The 14,525-nt window shown below is 72.8% G+C and carries 12 protein-coding genes; 7 read left to right on the top strand and 5 right to left on the bottom strand.

Going from position 1 to position 14,525, the window contains the following annotated elements:
- Positions 1–31: 31 nt before the first annotated feature.
- From ACZ4AA_RS22565 to ACZ4AA_RS22585, 5 genes are all read right to left on the bottom strand, one after another.
- On the bottom strand, positions 32–397 hold the full coding sequence (locus ACZ4AA_RS22565; RefSeq protein WP_467605182.1) for an FtsX-like permease family protein: 366 nt from the start codon (positions 395–397) through the stop codon (positions 32–34).
- A gap of 141 nt (positions 398–538) precedes the next feature.
- The gene (locus tag ACZ4AA_RS22570) at positions 539–2,677 is read right to left on the bottom strand and encodes an ABC transporter permease (protein WP_467605185.1); all 2,139 of its coding nucleotides are present in this window, start codon (positions 2,675–2,677) and stop codon (positions 539–541) included.
- On the bottom strand, positions 2,674–3,336 hold the full coding sequence (locus ACZ4AA_RS22575; RefSeq protein ID WP_467605187.1) for an ABC transporter ATP-binding protein: 663 nt from the start codon (positions 3,334–3,336) through the stop codon (positions 2,674–2,676). Before ACZ4AA_RS22575 ends, ACZ4AA_RS22570 begins: the two co-directional genes overlap by 4 nt.
- Positions 3,323–4,105 (bottom strand): ABC transporter ATP-binding protein, encoded by a 783-nt coding sequence (locus ACZ4AA_RS22580; protein ID WP_467605190.1) that lies wholly within the window; start codon positions 4,103–4,105, stop codon positions 3,323–3,325. Before ACZ4AA_RS22580 ends, ACZ4AA_RS22575 begins: the two co-directional genes overlap by 14 nt.
- A 5-nt stretch (positions 4,106–4,110) precedes the next feature.
- Positions 4,111–4,740, bottom strand: a complete 630-nt coding sequence (locus ACZ4AA_RS22585; protein ID WP_467605192.1) for a hypothetical protein — start codon at positions 4,738–4,740, stop codon at positions 4,111–4,113.
- Between the two features lie 152 nt (positions 4,741–4,892).
- Here ACZ4AA_RS22585 and ACZ4AA_RS22590 point away from each other — a divergent pair, with 152 nt between their 5' ends.
- The 7 genes from ACZ4AA_RS22590 (at position 4,893) to ACZ4AA_RS22620 (ending at position 14,434) form a co-directional block, all read left to right on the top strand.
- Positions 4,893–6,218, top strand: coding sequence for a HAMP domain-containing sensor histidine kinase (locus tag ACZ4AA_RS22590; RefSeq protein WP_467605194.1), 1,326 nt, complete (start codon positions 4,893–4,895; stop codon positions 6,216–6,218).
- 175 nt (positions 6,219–6,393) lie between these two features.
- Positions 6,394–7,380: a hypothetical protein gene (locus ACZ4AA_RS22595; RefSeq protein ID WP_467605198.1), complete on the top strand. Its 987-nt coding sequence runs from the start codon at positions 6,394–6,396 to the stop codon at positions 7,378–7,380.
- 97 nt (positions 7,381–7,477) lie between these two features.
- Positions 7,478–9,325 (top strand): HSP90 family protein, encoded by a 1,848-nt coding sequence (locus ACZ4AA_RS22600; RefSeq protein ID WP_467605201.1) that lies wholly within the window; start codon positions 7,478–7,480, stop codon positions 9,323–9,325.
- Between the two features lie 2 nt (positions 9,326–9,327).
- Complete coding sequence (locus ACZ4AA_RS22605; RefSeq protein WP_467605203.1) at positions 9,328–12,252, top strand: hypothetical protein; 2,925 nt, start codon at positions 9,328–9,330, stop codon at positions 12,250–12,252.
- A gap of 182 nt (positions 12,253–12,434) precedes the next feature.
- Positions 12,435–12,983, top strand: a complete 549-nt coding sequence (locus tag ACZ4AA_RS22610) for a nitrobindin family protein (protein ID WP_467605206.1) — start codon at positions 12,435–12,437, stop codon at positions 12,981–12,983.
- A 165-nt stretch (positions 12,984–13,148) separates the two neighbouring features.
- Complete coding sequence (locus ACZ4AA_RS22615; protein ID WP_467605210.1) at positions 13,149–14,045, top strand: NAD-dependent protein deacetylase; 897 nt, start codon at positions 13,149–13,151, stop codon at positions 14,043–14,045.
- Between the two features lie 134 nt (positions 14,046–14,179).
- The gene (locus tag ACZ4AA_RS22620; RefSeq protein ID WP_467605213.1) at positions 14,180–14,434 is read left to right on the top strand and encodes a lipopolysaccharide assembly protein LapA domain-containing protein; all 255 of its coding nucleotides are present in this window, start codon (positions 14,180–14,182) and stop codon (positions 14,432–14,434) included.
- The last annotated feature ends 91 nt before the right edge of the window (positions 14,435–14,525 follow it).

Consider the following 14,525-nt stretch of genomic DNA (forward strand, 5'->3'; position numbering starts at 1 on the left):
TCACGGATGTTGCGGCCTTTCGGCGCGTGGTTCACATGTCGCGCAGCTCCTCTACGGCGGGGCGGCGGGAGGTGCGGATGCCGTTGAGGGCCGCGGCCAGCACGGCGGTCACGGCGGCGATCGCGGTGAGGGTGAGGTAGGTGCCCGGGACGGCGAGAGGGGCCGGCGGGGGGTCGAACACACCGGTGAGGACCTTGACGAGCATCTGCGACAGGGCCCAGCCCATGAGTGCCCCGGTGGCCAGGCCGGTCGCGGCCAGCAGGAGTGCCTCGGTGAGGACCATCCCGCGCAGCTGACGCTTCGTCGCGCCGAGGACGGTGGCGATGGCGAACGTGCGGCGCCGCTCAGCGAGTCCGAGGGCGAGGACCAGTCCTCCGGCTCCGGCGGCCAGCAGCACCGCGAAGACGAGTTCGATGCGCGTGAGCCCGGCCAGGTCGACGGAGGTCAGGCTGGTGCCGACCGTGCCCCGGGTCTGGGTCAGGTCGGTGACCGTGGCGCTGCTGCCCAGCCGTTCGCGCAGGTGAGCGGCGATCCGGTGCTATCCGCTGCCGCCCGTGTCGACGAGGAAGGCACCCACCGCGTCGCTGCCGGTGGTCCTGGTGATGTAGGAGGCGTTGGCGACGAAGAAGCTGTCCTTGGGGGCTGTCGGGAATTCCTTGACCACTCCGGCGTAGTGGAAGGGCACCGTGCGCAGGGCCTTCGTCCGGGCGTCCTGGATGCGGAGGTTGAGGGTGTCGCCGGGCCGGAGCTGGAAGTCGTGCACGGTCTCCTCGCTGACCAGGAGATTGTCCGGGCGCTGGGCAAGACTGTGCATGAGCTGTCTCGCGGTCCCGCCGGCGAAGTAGGCGTCTTGCAGCGAGGTGGCCCGGGTGACAGTGCCGGGGCGGACACCGTAGAGGTCCTGGAGGTCGGGCCCGACGTAGGCGAACCGGTGCTGGAGGGGCTCGACCTGCCGTACGCCGCCGACGCGCAGGGCCGTTGCCGCGCTCGGCGGTGTGTGAGCGCCCGGAGGTTCGGTGACGGTGACGTCGGCGCCGTTGGTCAACCGGGCATCGGCCTCCGCCTGTTGCCGGTAGGTGGCGTTGAAGACCGCGGTGGACACGGCGAAGGACAGGGCGAGGGCGATCAGGACGACCGACCGGGCGAGCGTGCGGCTTCGGCGCGCGAGGGTCGCGGCGGTGGTACCGGCCAGGTTCCCGGTCAGGGGGCGGGCGAGCATGGTCAGCGCGCGGCGGCCGTGGCCGAGGGCCAGCAGGGTGAGGCGCCATACGAGCAGGGCGGTGCCGATCCACAGCAGGACGGGGCCGAGGAAGGCCCAGTAGGACACGGAGACGGCGGGTACGCCCTCGGGCGCGAGGACCAGCGCGTACTGGTTGCCCGAGGAGGCGCGGAAGACCAGCCACGAGCCGATCAGCAGGACGAGGTCGAGGCCGTAGCGCATCCACCACGGGGTGCGCCGGGGGCTGTTCTCCTTACGGGTGTCCGTGACGGTCACGGTGCGCAGATCACGCAGGGCGGGGACGAGGACGGCTCCGGCGGCCACCGCGGTCCCGAGGGCGAAGGCGACGCCGTACCAGATCGCCCAGGTGGCGGTCCCCGCGCCGAACGATGCGGCGCCGAAGGCGAGGTGTCCGGTCAGGGCGGCCGTGGCCAGTCCGGCGAGGCCGCCGAACAGGCCGATCACGGCGGCTTCCAGGGCCGCGAGCCCGGTGATCTGCCCGGGGCGTAGTCCTCGCAGGCGCAGCAGTCCCTGTTCCTGGCGGCGGCGGTCACCGCCGGCCGAGGCGACGGCGACGGTCAGCGCGGCGGCGAGGACGGCGCCGGGGGCGCCGAGGAAGAGGAAGAGGACCTGCGCGTACAGGGCGTCCTGGCGGGCGGAGTCCAGGGCGGCGCCGACGTTGTCACCGACGAGTGCGGTGCCCGCGGAGTGGGCCTCCAGGTTGTGGGCGGCACCCGTGACGGTGGTGAAGGCTGCCGCGGGGTCGGTGGGCAGGTGGGTGTGGTCGCGGGCGACGTGGATCTGCGTCGTCGTCGCGGTGGCGCCGTGGGTGATGGCGGCGAACTGTGCGGCGGGCAGGAGGACGACGTTGTCCGGTGGTGCGGTGGGCTGGGACTGAGCGGGGGCGCCGACGGTCTGGAAGAGGGAGTCGGCCTGGGGCAGGTCGACCACTCCGTTCACGGTGACCTGGCGGCGGCCGACGCCGGGGAGCTCGATGGTGATGGTGTCGCCCGGGGCCGCGTGCAGGTTGGACGCGGTCTGCTGGGCCAGCAGGACGCCGGTCGGGGAGCCGGTGAGGGTGCGGATCTCGTCGGGGAACCGGTTCCGGTAGCCGTCGGGCAGGCCGAGTGCGATTCCGGGACCCGTGGTCTGGGTGCTGCCGTGCGCGTCGGCGCTGAAGCCGGTGGTGTGGGTGGAGGCGACCGGCAGTGCCGTCCGTGTGCCGGGAGTCCCGCGGACGAGGGACAGGACGGTGTTCCGGTCGGCGCCCGGCTGTACCTGGACCTGCCAGTCGACGGCCACCGACCGCAGGGCACGCTGGGTCATGGTCGCCTGCGACGCGGTGAGGAAGGAGCCGAGTGCCGCGATCAGGGCGACGGCCAGGGCGACGCCGGCCAGGGAGGCCAGCAGCCGTCCGGTCCGGTGGCGGGTCAGGCCTTTCGCCCATGCGGTGATCATGACGTCTCCTCGGGTGCGAGCAGTCGGCCGTCGCGCATGGTGCGGCGCTGTGCGAGCCGGGCGGCGACGGACGGGTCGTGGGTCGTGACGACGAGGGCGGCCCGCGCGAGGTCCGCGGCGGCCAGCAGGGCGTCCAGGACGCGGGCGCCGCTGGCGTGGTCCAGGCGGCCGGTGGGTTCGTCGGCGAGGATCAGGCGGGGGACCTGGGACAGTACGCGGGCGACGGCCACGCGTTGGGCCTGGCCTCCGGAGATCTCCTCGGGAAGCCGGTCGGCAAGGTGCCGGACGCCGACCTGGGCGAGTGCCGCGAGAGCGGTCTGCCGGGCCTCGTTCTCGGGGCGGTCGGCGAGGATCAGTGGGAGGGCGGCGTTCTCGGCCACGTTCAGCGCGGGAATGAGGCTGTCGTTCTGGAACACCAGCCCGATGTCGCGCGGCTCAAGGCCCGGGGCTCGGGTGACGGTTCCCGTGGTGGCTCGTTCGAGTCCGGCGATCAGGTGGAGCAGGGAGCTCTTGCCCGAGCCGGAGGATCCGACGATCGCGAGCCGTTCGCCGGGACGGATCGTCAGGTTCGCTCCGTGCACCGCCACCACCGCACGCGCGTCCCGGCCGAAGGTGAGGGCTGTCTCCGTGCAGGTCACCAGTGCGTCAGCGGTCGGCATCGTGGGCTCCCCCCGGGGCAGCGACGTCGGTCCCTTCCGGGACGGCGAGGGGTGCGGCGAGCGACCCGTCGGTGGCCTTGCCGTCGTCCAGGGCGATGACCCGGTCGGCGACCCGGACGGCTTCGGCGCTGTGCGTCACGATCAGCACCGCACAGCCCTCCGCCGCCCGCTGCCGCAGCATCGCGAGGACGAGTTGTTCGGTCTCGCCGTCGAGTTCACCGGTGGGTTCGTCCGCGAGGAGGACGGAGGGAGAGTTCGCCAGGGCGACAGCGAGTCCGGCCCGCGCGAGTTCCCCTCCGGACAGATGCCGGGGCAGTGCGCGGGCCCGCCCGGTGATCCCCGCCTGCGCCAGGAGGTCGTCGGCCGTGACGGTCGGCTTGCGGCCACTGGCCCGCTGCGGCAGCCGGATGTTGTCGCGCACGCTCAGATGCGGCAGCAGGTTGCGGGTCTGGAGCAGGACACCGATGTGGCGGGCCCGGAGTCGGGCCCGTTCCGTCTCGGGCCGGTGGCTGACGCGGACGCCGTCGACACGGACTTCGCCTCCGGAGGGCTCGTCGAGGCCCGCGAGACAGGCCAGCAGTGTGGACTTGCCCGCCCCCGAGGGCCCGACCACCGCGACCGTCTCACCGCGCCGCACGGTCAGCGACACCCCGCGCAGCGCGAGCGTCTCCTCCTCGCCCGCGCGGTAGAAGCGGTACAGCTCGCGGGCGGTGAGGACCTCGTCGTCCGGGGGACGTGGGCGGGTGCCGTCGCGCGGGGTTGCGGTCACGCGTCTCACCGCCAGGTGACGGAGTCGCTGACGATGCGCCACGGGTCGACGTTGTCGGCGTTCACCGGGCCGGTCAGGGTCAGGTTCACTTCGTGGCCCGCCCGGTAGTAGGCGTAGCGCTCGAACGCGTCCCGCACCACTTTGCCGGTGACCGGGTCCCTGGCCGAGTCGCCGCGGTAGGTCAGCAGGACGACGTGTCCGGCGTGCCGGGTCACCTCGGAGACCTTCGGGGCGGCGAACTTCGGAGTCCGTGCGCGCAGTTCCGGGACGACCGTGGCGTTGACCGAGGCTGTCGTCGGAGCGGCGGAGGCGGGCGCGGACGTGACGGTGACGGTGTTCAGCTTGTCCGTGAACGTCGTGGTGTCGCCCCTGACCGTACGTGCCCAGCCTTCGGGGACCTTCACCGTGAAGCCGTCGAAAGAGCCGCCCGCCGGCCGGTAGGGGACGTAGACCTGGTTGTCGGGGATGTCACCGGGCGGATTGGACTCGGTGGGCGCGGCCTGGGCCTGTCCGGCCCTGTTCGCCGTGGAGGTCGTCGGCGGCGAGCTGTGCGTGCCGGAGCCGGAACAGCCGGCGATCGCCGCTCCGGCCATCGTCACCGCGACAGCCGCGGCCGCCCGTGTGTTTCGTCCCATGGTTGCTGCCCCTCTCCTGCGTGCCGTGTCCGCCGGCCATGACAGCGACGCTAGGGGCCGACGGGTTAACGTTCCGACCGGCGAGGGTTAGACGCAGGCAAAAGCCGCGCCGCATCGCGTCGGGCCGGGAGGCGGGCCCGCATGATGACGTCATGAGACAGCGAGTGGTGCGCGTGGCCCTTACCGCCGCGCTGGTCGCCGTGGTTCTCCTCGCCACCCCGCTGGCCCTGGTCATCCGGTCCTCGCTGTACACGGCACAGCGGGACTCGCTGGAGCGGGCGGCACTGGCGGGCGCGGTGCGCGTGAGCCCCGACTACACCACCGGCGACCCCGTCGAGCTGCCCGCTCCCCCGCGCGGCGGGCGTCTGGGCCTGTACGACCCGCGGGCGCGGCTGCGCGCGGGCAGCGGTCCGACGACGGGTGACGCTCCGGTGCGCGGTGCGCTGGGCGGAGCGTTGGTCCGCCGTGGAGCGGGCGGGCAGGTCGTCGTCACCGTGCCGGTCTCCCACGCCGAGCGGGTGATCGGCGTCGTCCGGGCGTCCTCACCGGCCGATGCCGTGCGGCGCCGCGTGCTCGTGGCGTGGGCCGTGCTGTCGGGCGTGGCGCTGGTGGCGCTCTTCGTCGCCGTACTCGTCGCCCGTCGCCAGGCACGCGTGCTGGCCGCGCCGCTCGAAGGCCTCTCGCGCCACTGCGAGGCCGTCGCCGAGGGGAATCTGTCCCAGCGGGCCGACGGAAGCAGCGTCCCCGAGATCGACCAGGTCGCGCGCACCCACAACGAGATGCTCGACAGCCTGTCCGAACTCCTGCGTCACGAAAGCGATTTCACCGCCAACGCCTCCCATCAGCTGCGCACCCCGCTCGCGGGGCTGCAACTCGCCCTTGAGGCGGGACTCGGCCAGGACGAGGCGACACGACTACGGCCGGTCGTGTCCGAGGCTCTGGCGACGACCCAGCGCCTGCATCGGACGGTCGAGGAGCTTCTGCGCCTGTCTCGCTCTCACGGCTGGGCCCCTTCGTCCACGGCCTACGTCCCGGCGCAACAGCTGGTCGAGGAGACCGTCGAGCGATGGCACGGGCTCTTCGCCCGGGAGGGGCGACGTCTGGTGAGCTCCGCCGATGCCCTGCCCGCGGATGTACGGGTCCCCGGTGGGCCCGTGTCCGAGGTACTCGGCATCCTCCTCGACAATGCCAGGGTCCACGGGCGCGGCACCGTCCGGATCCGCACGCGTGATCTGGGAAGTGCCCTGGCCTTCGACGTGGCCGATGAAGGGAGCATCGACGGGGACCCGGCGCGGGTGTTCGACCGCGGGCACTCCGGCGGCGGCTCCGGAACGGGGATCGGCCTGGCCCTTGCCCGCGACCTGACCGTCTCCTTCGGCGGGCGGCTCTCGGTGACGAGCGGCGACCCGACCACGTTCCTGCTCCTCCTGCCCGTCGACCAGGACGGCCTGCAAGCTCAGGAGGACCCGGCCCGCTAAAAACCGCCCATGTTCCGCGACGGGCACGACCACGGCGCTCGCCGCGGGCGGCGTCCCTGCGGTCGTGGTCGACGCCGGCGCAGGGGCCGGTGGTGGGAAAACTCTGTGGCAACGGTGTCAGTAGTGCCCTTTATGCTGCACGCAACGATCATGCGGGACCAGGGGAGGGCGCGGCATGTGGGGCAAGCTGTTCGGCGGAAACGCGGAGAGACCGGCGACGGATCCGTACGCGCTCCCGGCGCAGCGCAGGGGCAGGAACGGGATGCACACCCTGCGCACGCTCGGGGACGTACGGGTGTGCGCGCTGGTGGGGGCGGCCGAGGACGGTGACTGGGACGCGGTCAAGGCGGCGCTGACCCCGTTCGATCTCGGCCGTGACCATCGAGTCCTGGCCGAGCTGGCCGGCTTGGACGGCGTGCAGAACTGGATCGGGAAGGTCGTCGAGGAGGACAAGGAGCACCGGGCGACGGCGCTGCTGATATCCGGGACGCGCCACGTCAATTGGGGCTGGGAGGCGCGCACGAGCGCGCTCGCCGTGAACGTCACGAAGGATCAGTGGCGCGTCTTCCACGACCGTCTCCTCATCGGGGAGGAACATCTGCTGGAGGCCGCCGAGCTGCGCCCGGAGTGGATCACCCCCTGGCGCCGTCTCCTGACCTCGGCCCGGGGCATGTCCCTGGAATCCGCAGTGAAGGAGACCCGGCTCGACGCCGCGCTGCGCCGCGATCCGCTGGACCTGGAGACCCACATCGAGTGGGTGTCGCAGTTGCAGCCCCGTTGGGGCGGCGATCCCGGACAGGCGCTGGCGTTCGCCCGCGACGCGATCAGCCGCGCCCCGCAGGGGCACCGTCTCGGCTGTGTGATCGCCATGGCCCACATCGAGGACTGGGTCGAGTCGGAGCGTCAGGACTGCCTCGAAACCCCCGCGATCCAGGACGAGTTGCGCAAGGCGGTCGACCACAGCATCCTCCACCCCGCCTACGTCCGGCGCCCAGGCTGGCAGCAGGACTTCAACCTCTTCGCCATGGCCCTGTCGCTGGCCGGTGAGCAGCACACGGTGCGCCGCGTCTTCCAGGCGCTCGACGGCGCCTACACCCCCTGGCCGTGGACCTACTTCAACGACCCCGAGAAGCAGTTCGCACTCGGTCTCCGCCGCGCCTGAGTCACACCGACCGCGCCGCTCACCGCACGGCGACCCGCCGTGCACCCGAGGCGCGCGCCGATCCCGCCACCCGCCTCCTCTCCCACCGGACTCTCCGATGACACTGCCCGACGCCTCCGCGCTCCCGGCCGGCGACGACCGCACCTTCCAAGTGGATCTGCGCGGCCTCGTCGACCTCCTCTCCCACCACCTCTACTCCAGCCCCCGCGTCTATCTGCGTGAACTCCTCCAGAACGCGGTGGACGCGCTGACCGCCCGGCACTCCCTCGAACCGGGCGCCCCGTCGGACGCGTTCGGCATCCGTCTGTACGCCGACGGCTCGGTGGTCCGGGTCGAGGACGACGGCGTCGGTCTCACCGAGGCCGACGTCCACACCTTCCTCGCCACGATCGGCCGCAGCAGCAAGCGAGCCGAGAAGATCGCCGAGCAACGCGCCGACTTCATCGGCCAGTTCGGCATCGGCCTGCTGTCGTGCTTCCTGGTCGCCGACGAGATCCACGTCCTGAGCCGCTCCGCCCGTACCCCCGACGCGCCCACCGTGGAGTGGCGCGGACGCGGCGACGGCAGCTACACCGTCCGCACCCTGCCCGCGTCCGCCCGCCCGCACCCCGGCACGACCGTCACACTGACACCGCGCGCCGATGCGGGCGAATGGACCCGGCCGGTCCAAGTCCAGTCACTGGCACGGCACTTCGGCTCACTGCTGCGCCATCCGGTGACCTTCACGGACGGTACGGGCGGCACGGGCACGCCGGTCAACCCCGAACCCGCGCCCTGGGCAGGCTCGTATCCCACACCGGGCTCCCGCGCGCGTGCCCTGGCCGCCTACGGCGAGGACGTCTTCGGCTTCAAGCCGCTGGACACGATCGAGCTGGACCTCCCGGCCGTGGGCCTCAAAGGCATCGCCTGCGTGCTGCCCGAGACCGTTCCGGCCGGCCGCCGCCACGGACACCGAGTGCACGTCAAGGGCATGCTGCTGTCGGAGACGGCCGAGGAGATCCTGCCCGAGTGGGCGTTCTTCGTCCGCTGTGTCGTCGACGCGGAGAGCCTGCGCCCGACGGCGTCCCGCGAGTCGCTGTACGAGGACGACACCCTCGCCGCCGTCCGTGACGCCCTCGCCGACCGGCTGCGGGACTGGATCGCCCGGGCCGCCGCCAGCGACCCCGACCTGCTCGCCCGCTTCCTCCAGGTGCACCATCTGGCCGTCAAGTCGCTCGCGGTGCACGACGACGAGATCCTGCGGATGCTGCTGCCGTGGCTGCCGTTCGAGACCACCGACGGCCACGCCACGCTCGACGAGTTCGCGCGCACGCACCGGACCGTGCTCGTGACGTCGAGCGTGGAGGAGTTCCGGCAGGTCGCGGCGATCGCCTCGGCCGCCGGTCTCGGCGTCGTCAACGGCGGATACACATACGACCGTGAACTGGTCCACCGGCTGCCGGAGATCAGGCCCGAGACGAGCGTCGCGGACCTCGACCCGGCGACCCTGACCGCCCACCTCGACCCCGTCGACCGGGAGACCGAACTGGCCGCGGCGGCCTATCTCACCCGGGCCCGTGACGCCCTCGCCGTCTTCGACTGCGACGTCGCCCTGCGCGCCTTCCAGCCCGCCTCCGCCCCCGCCCTCCTGGTCGACAGCCGTGAGGCACGGCACGAGCGCACCCGCTCCCAGCTCGCCCGCGAGCAGGAAGGCGGCGTGTGGGGAGACATCCTCGGCGCGCTCCGGCAGGAGGCCCCACGGGCCCAGCTGATCCTCAACCAGCTGAATCCGCTGGTCCGCACCGCCGTCACCATCACCGAGCCCGAGCTGGCCCGCACCAGCGCCGAAGCCCTCTACGGCCAGGCCGCGATGCTGTCCCGGCGGCCGCTCAGGCCCGCCGAGTCGAGTCTCATCAACCGCTCCTTCCTCGACCTCCTCGCCCACGCCCTCCGCAAGGACAGCTGACGATGCCGACCGCACCCCAGACCACCGACGAGCTGCTCCAGGCGCTCCAGGACAACGACCGGCGCCCCTACGGCCGCACCCGCACCGTCACCGCCGAGGAACTCGTCGAGGCAGCCGAGCAGTTCGCGGAACCCGTGCCCCTGATCTACGCCCTCCTCGAACTCCAGGAGGCGTACACCTACGGCTCCGAACCCCGGAAGTCGCCCGTCGTCTTCGCCCGGCTGCTCAATCTGTTCGACGAGCAGCCCGACGTGTTCGACGAGCGCCTGCGTCACATGCTGTTCTGGCGGTTCAAGTGGGTGGCCAACGCCCTGCGCGCGCTTCCCGAGATCCCGCTGGCCGGCCTGCGCCAGTGGCAGTCGGAGATGCGCGACCGGTACGAGAAGGCCGACCTCGGCCTCCAGCCCTACTACGGACAGGCGTACCAACTCGCCGCCCACATCGGCGAGGACACCGCCCTCGCCTTCGAACTGTGGGCAGGCCGCCCTCGCACCCGGCTCAGCGACTGCGAGGCCTGCGAGATCTGCGAGCGCGCCCTGTACCACCTCCGCGCGGGCGACGACGAACGGGCTCTGAGCGTCTGGGAGCCCGTCCTGGCCGGGAAGGACTCCTGCCAGGAGGAACCCGCCCGTTCCATCGCGCACGCCCTGCTGCCCCTGCTGCGCACGGGTGACGTCGAGCGGGCCGTCGAGCTGCACCTCGTCGGCTACCGCGCCGGCCGCCGCAACCCCTCGATGGCCGGGGAGGTCGGCCGTCACCTGGAGTTCTGCGCGCTGACCGGCAACGAGGCCCGCGGCCTCGAACTGCTCGCCGAGAACCGGGGGTTGTTCGAGGAGGTCGACTCCCCACGGGACACGCTCGACTTCCTCACCGGCGTGGAGGTTCTCCTGCGGCGGGTCGAGCACCTCGGCCACGGCGAACTGCCCGCCGCCGGATACGCCGGCCGTGCCTGGACGGTGGCCGGACTGCGCGCCGAGGTGGGGAACCGCGCCGACGACCTCGCCACCCGTTTCGACACCCGCAACGGAACCACCGCGCACACCGACCGCCGCACGGCCCGCGTCGAGGCCGCCCCGCTCCTGGACACCCTGGAGCTGACCCTGCGCACCCGCAGCCTCGACGACATCGCCACGGCCGCCCCTGCCGCCGCACCCGTCACCCGAACGACCACCGCGATACCCGAGTCGCTCACCGAACTGATCCTCCAGGCACGCGCGTTGGACGACCAGGGACACCCCGACGCACCGGCCGTCTGGGCCCAACTCCGAAAGCTCACCGCCGCCGACGACTACGTCCACCCCGACGACCCGCGGGTGGGCCCGCTCGTACTGCTCCGCGCGGACCTGCTGGACGAACAGGCCAACAGGGCAAGCGACAAGGACGAGTTCGCCGTCGCCGAGAGCCTCTACCAGGAGGCGGCGGGCCTGTACGACGACGCCGAGGCTCCGAGTCACGCGGCACTCGCCCGCGCCTGCGCCCTGCTCGCGGCCGCGGAGGGTGTCGACGACGAGGCCGAGGCGAAGGCCGCCGCGCTGACCGCCGCGCACGCGTCCATGGCCGCCCTGCACGAGGAGACGCCCGGCCTCGCGCCGGTCCACGAGGCCCGCCTCCTGCGCCTGCGGGCGACAGCCCTGGGCCTGCGCCTCCAGGCGTCGGGCCGCGAGGAGTACGCGGCGCCCGTCTTCCCCGAGGTGGACCGGCTGATCGCGTTCGCCACCCGGCACGGCATCGACGGGCAGGTCGCGGGCGGGCTCCTGCTCCGGGCCGGGACGCACGCCCTGTCCGGCGATCTGCCCACCGCCGTGACCTCCGTCGACGAGCTGATCGAGCGGCTCAAGGAGCAGGGCCCCGCCTGGCACCTGCCCCGCGCACTCGCGCTGCGAGGCAGGTTCCAGATCGGTCTCCGGGACGCGGAGGCCGCGCACGCGAACCTGAGCGAGGCACTGCGGCTGGCCGCCGAGTGGCCCGCGCGTGCGGTCGACACCAGCCGCCTGCACGGTGACCTGGCCGAGGTCTCCATGCGTCTGGGCCGCCCCGAGGAGGCGCTGCGCCACCTGACGCGCTCGGCGGAACTGGACCTGCGCCAGGGCAGCCGCACGGAGGCGTACTGCACGTACAGCAACGCGGCCCAGCTCAGTCTCGACCTGGGCCGGGTCGAGGACTGCATCGCCCTGCTCGACTCCCTGATGGCCGAACCGGATGTCGTGGCGGGAGAGTTGGACGACCGGCTGTTGGCCCAACTGCGGCTGACCCGGGCCCGGGCGCTGCACACGGGTGAGGATCTCAAGGCCGCCACGGCGGAGTTCGTCGCTCTCGCGGCCCAGTCGGCCGGCTGGGAAGACGACCCCGGCAGCCACGCCATGATCGCCGCCGAGGCCGCCGTACTCCTCGGCGAGGCGGGCGAGTTCGGACGGGCCGGCGACGCCGTGGCCCAGGCGCTCGCGGCCCACGCGAAGGCACCGCGTCACGAACAGCTCAGCAACTGCCTGCGCGAACTCGCCCGCCTCCAGGCCCAACAGCAGGGCGCGGAGGGCCTGGCGGGCGCCCTCGCCTTCCTCGCCGAGGCGGGGAGGATCGCCGACGAGGCCCGCGAGGCGAAGTACGAGAGCCGGGGACGTTCCCTGGACTCGGCGCTGGCCTACGAGCACGGGCGGGTCAACGCCTACGCCGGGGAGTACGAGGCCGCGCTGGCCGCTCTGGAGAAGACTCTCGCCCTGCTCGGCGAGCCAGGACCGGGGAACGAGCGGGCCGGCGAGTGGGCCGAGTGCGTCCGCTTCGCTGGTGCCGTGGAGGGCATCTACCTGGAACGGGTCTCCCCCGCCCTCGCCCGCCTCGACGCGGCGACATCCCTCCTGACCGCCGGCGGCCACACCACGGAGACCGAGCCGCTCACCGCCCTGGCCGCGCGCCTGCGCGACGAGGAGTGATCGCTCGGCCGCGGTGCCGGGAAGCCCTTGTTCCGGCACCGCGGCCCGACCGCAGGGCACCTGATCCTCCGGACCGGGGCGGCCACCGCGACGACAGGCCGCCCCGCCGCGAGGACCGCGATCGACGGGGCGCGTCACATAGGCTTCCGGACGGCACTGGCATCGACGCAGGAGTGGAATTGATGGTCGACCCCGCCGGGAAGCACCCGTACCCCGACGCGTTCCGCGCGAGCGGGACGCCCGCACCGCACCCGTCGCTCACGCCGGTGACCGGGCTGCTCGGCACGTGGGCCGGGCAGGGCCGCGGAAGCTATCCGACGCTCGACGAGGAGTTCGTGTACGCACAGGAGGTCACGTTCAGCCACGACGGCCGGCCGTTCCTCCACTACGAGGCGCGCGCCTGGCTGCTGGACGCGGACGGGGCTCCGCTGCGGCCGTCGGCCCGGGAGAGCGGCTGGTGGCGGATGCAGGCCGACGGCCGGGTGGAGGCGCTGATCACGCAGCCGACCGGTGTCGCGGAGATCCTGGTCGGCCGGGCGGCCGACGGCGCGGCGGATCTGAGCACCCGGCAGGTGGCGCTCGCCCCCACGGCCAAGGAGGTCACCGCCACCCGCCGCCGGTACACCTGGACGGACGCCGACGCCCTCGATTTCCTCCATGATCTCGCGGCGGTCGGGCAGCCCCTGCGTCACCACCTCTCCGCCCGGCTCCGACGCGCGGGCGCGAGCTGACGCGCGGGCAGGAGCTGACGCGCGGGCACGAGCTGAGGAGCGCCATCGGCCGGGACCGGAGGGCGAGCCGTCCTACGAGGGGCCCGGGGATCAGCCCGAGCGGGGCGTAGAAGCCGATCGCGAACGCGAGGACTGGGCCCGGCGCCGTATCCGTACCCTGGACGCATGCGCATGCGCCCCACTCTCAGCTGGATCCCTTCCGGGGAGCTGCCGCCGGGCACCTCCGATCTTGAGCCGGTCGTCTCCGCGCTGGACACCGGGGGCGTCCTGGTGCTGAGCGGGGCCGGCATCTCGACGGAGTCGGGCATCCCCGACTACCGAGGCGAGGGCGGGAGCCTGCGTCGGCACACCCCGATGACCTACCAGGACTTCACCGCGACCGCTCAGGCCCGGCGGCGCTACTGGGCGCGCAGCCATCTGGGCTGGCGCACGTTCGGCCGCGCCCGTCCCAACGACGGGCACCGGGCCGTGGCCGCGTTCGGGCGGCACGGTCTGCTCTCGGGCGTGATCACACAGAACGTGGACGGTCTGCACCAGGCCGTCGGCAGTCAGGACGTCGTGGAGCTCCACGGCAGTCTGGAACGGGTCGTCTGCCTCTCCTGCGGCGCCCGCACCCCGCGCCGCGAGCTCGCCCGGCACCTGGAGGAGGCCAATCCCGGCTTCGCGCCGGTGGCCGCCGCCGTGAACCCGGACGGAGACGCCGACCTCACGGATGAGCAGGTCGGGGACTTCCACGTGGTCCCGTGCGCGGTCTGCGGCGGCATCCTCAAGCCGGACGTGGTCTTCTTCGGCGAGTCCGTTCCGTCGTCGCGGGTCGAACACTGCCGTCAGCTGGTCCGTGAGGCGACTTCGCTGCTGGTCCTGGGCTCGTCCCTGACGGTGATGTCCGGACTGCGGTTCGTCCGCCAGGCGGCCGACGCCGGAAAGCCGGTCCTGATCGTCAACCGCGACGCGACCCGGGGCGACCAGCACGCCCTGACCCGGATCGCGCTCCCCCTGGGCACCGCCCTGACCACCGTGGCCGGCCGGCTCGGCATCCCCCCGGACGAAACCGCGGCCTGACCGGGAACGCGGTGGCGCGACGCGGGAACCGCGGTGGCGCGACGCGGGAACCGAGAGCCCACCCATCGGCGGCGCGCCGCCCGGCCGCGGCCGATCGAGTCGCCCGCTCGCGTGAACAGCCGGATACTGGCTTCATGGCCCAGAAGACCGCGAAGGCACACGGGCCGTCCACCGTGACGGTCAAGGGGCGGGACTACCGGCTCCGCAGCATCGGCTTCTTCGTGCTGACAGCCCTGACGATCTGGTTCATCGCAGCCAACACCAGCTCCGTGACCATCCGGCTCTGGATCCCGAAGGTCACCCTCCCGCTGTGGATCGTCCTGACCGCCACCCTGCTCGTCGGCATCCTGCTGGGACTGCTTATCGCGTACCGCAGGGCCCGCCGCTAGTGACCTGAGTCAGAGGTTCGTCGTTAGTCGGGCATGAGTCGTCCGGGTCCGAGGATTCCGCCGTTGTCGGTCACTGATGCCCAGCGGGCGG

The organism is Streptomyces sp. NPDC024698 (genome assembly GCF_055559015.1).

Excerpts from the sequence above, each read along its gene's own strand:
- ACZ4AA_RS22570 (WP_467605185.1), bottom strand. The coding sequence starts at position 2,677 with ATGATCACCGCATGGGCGAAAGGCCTGACCCGCCACCGGACCGGACGG.
- ACZ4AA_RS22575 (WP_467605187.1), bottom strand. The coding sequence starts at position 3,336 with ATGCCGACCGCTGACGCACTGGTGACCTGCACGGAGACAGCCCTCACC.
- ACZ4AA_RS22585 (WP_467605192.1), bottom strand. The coding sequence starts at position 4,740 with ATGGGACGAAACACACGGGCGGCCGCGGCTGTCGCGGTGACGATGGCC.
- ACZ4AA_RS22590 (WP_467605194.1), top strand. The coding sequence starts at position 4,893 with ATGAGACAGCGAGTGGTGCGCGTGGCCCTTACCGCCGCGCTGGTCGCC.
- ACZ4AA_RS22595 (WP_467605198.1), top strand. The coding sequence starts at position 6,394 with ATGTGGGGCAAGCTGTTCGGCGGAAACGCGGAGAGACCGGCGACGGAT.
- ACZ4AA_RS22600 (WP_467605201.1), top strand. The coding sequence starts at position 7,478 with ATGACACTGCCCGACGCCTCCGCGCTCCCGGCCGGCGACGACCGCACC.
- ACZ4AA_RS22605 (WP_467605203.1), top strand. The coding sequence starts at position 9,328 with ATGCCGACCGCACCCCAGACCACCGACGAGCTGCTCCAGGCGCTCCAG.
- ACZ4AA_RS22610 (WP_467605206.1), top strand. The coding sequence starts at position 12,435 with ATGGTCGACCCCGCCGGGAAGCACCCGTACCCCGACGCGTTCCGCGCG.
- ACZ4AA_RS22615 (WP_467605210.1), top strand. The coding sequence starts at position 13,149 with ATGCGCATGCGCCCCACTCTCAGCTGGATCCCTTCCGGGGAGCTGCCG.
- ACZ4AA_RS22620 (WP_467605213.1), top strand. The coding sequence starts at position 14,180 with ATGGCCCAGAAGACCGCGAAGGCACACGGGCCGTCCACCGTGACGGTC.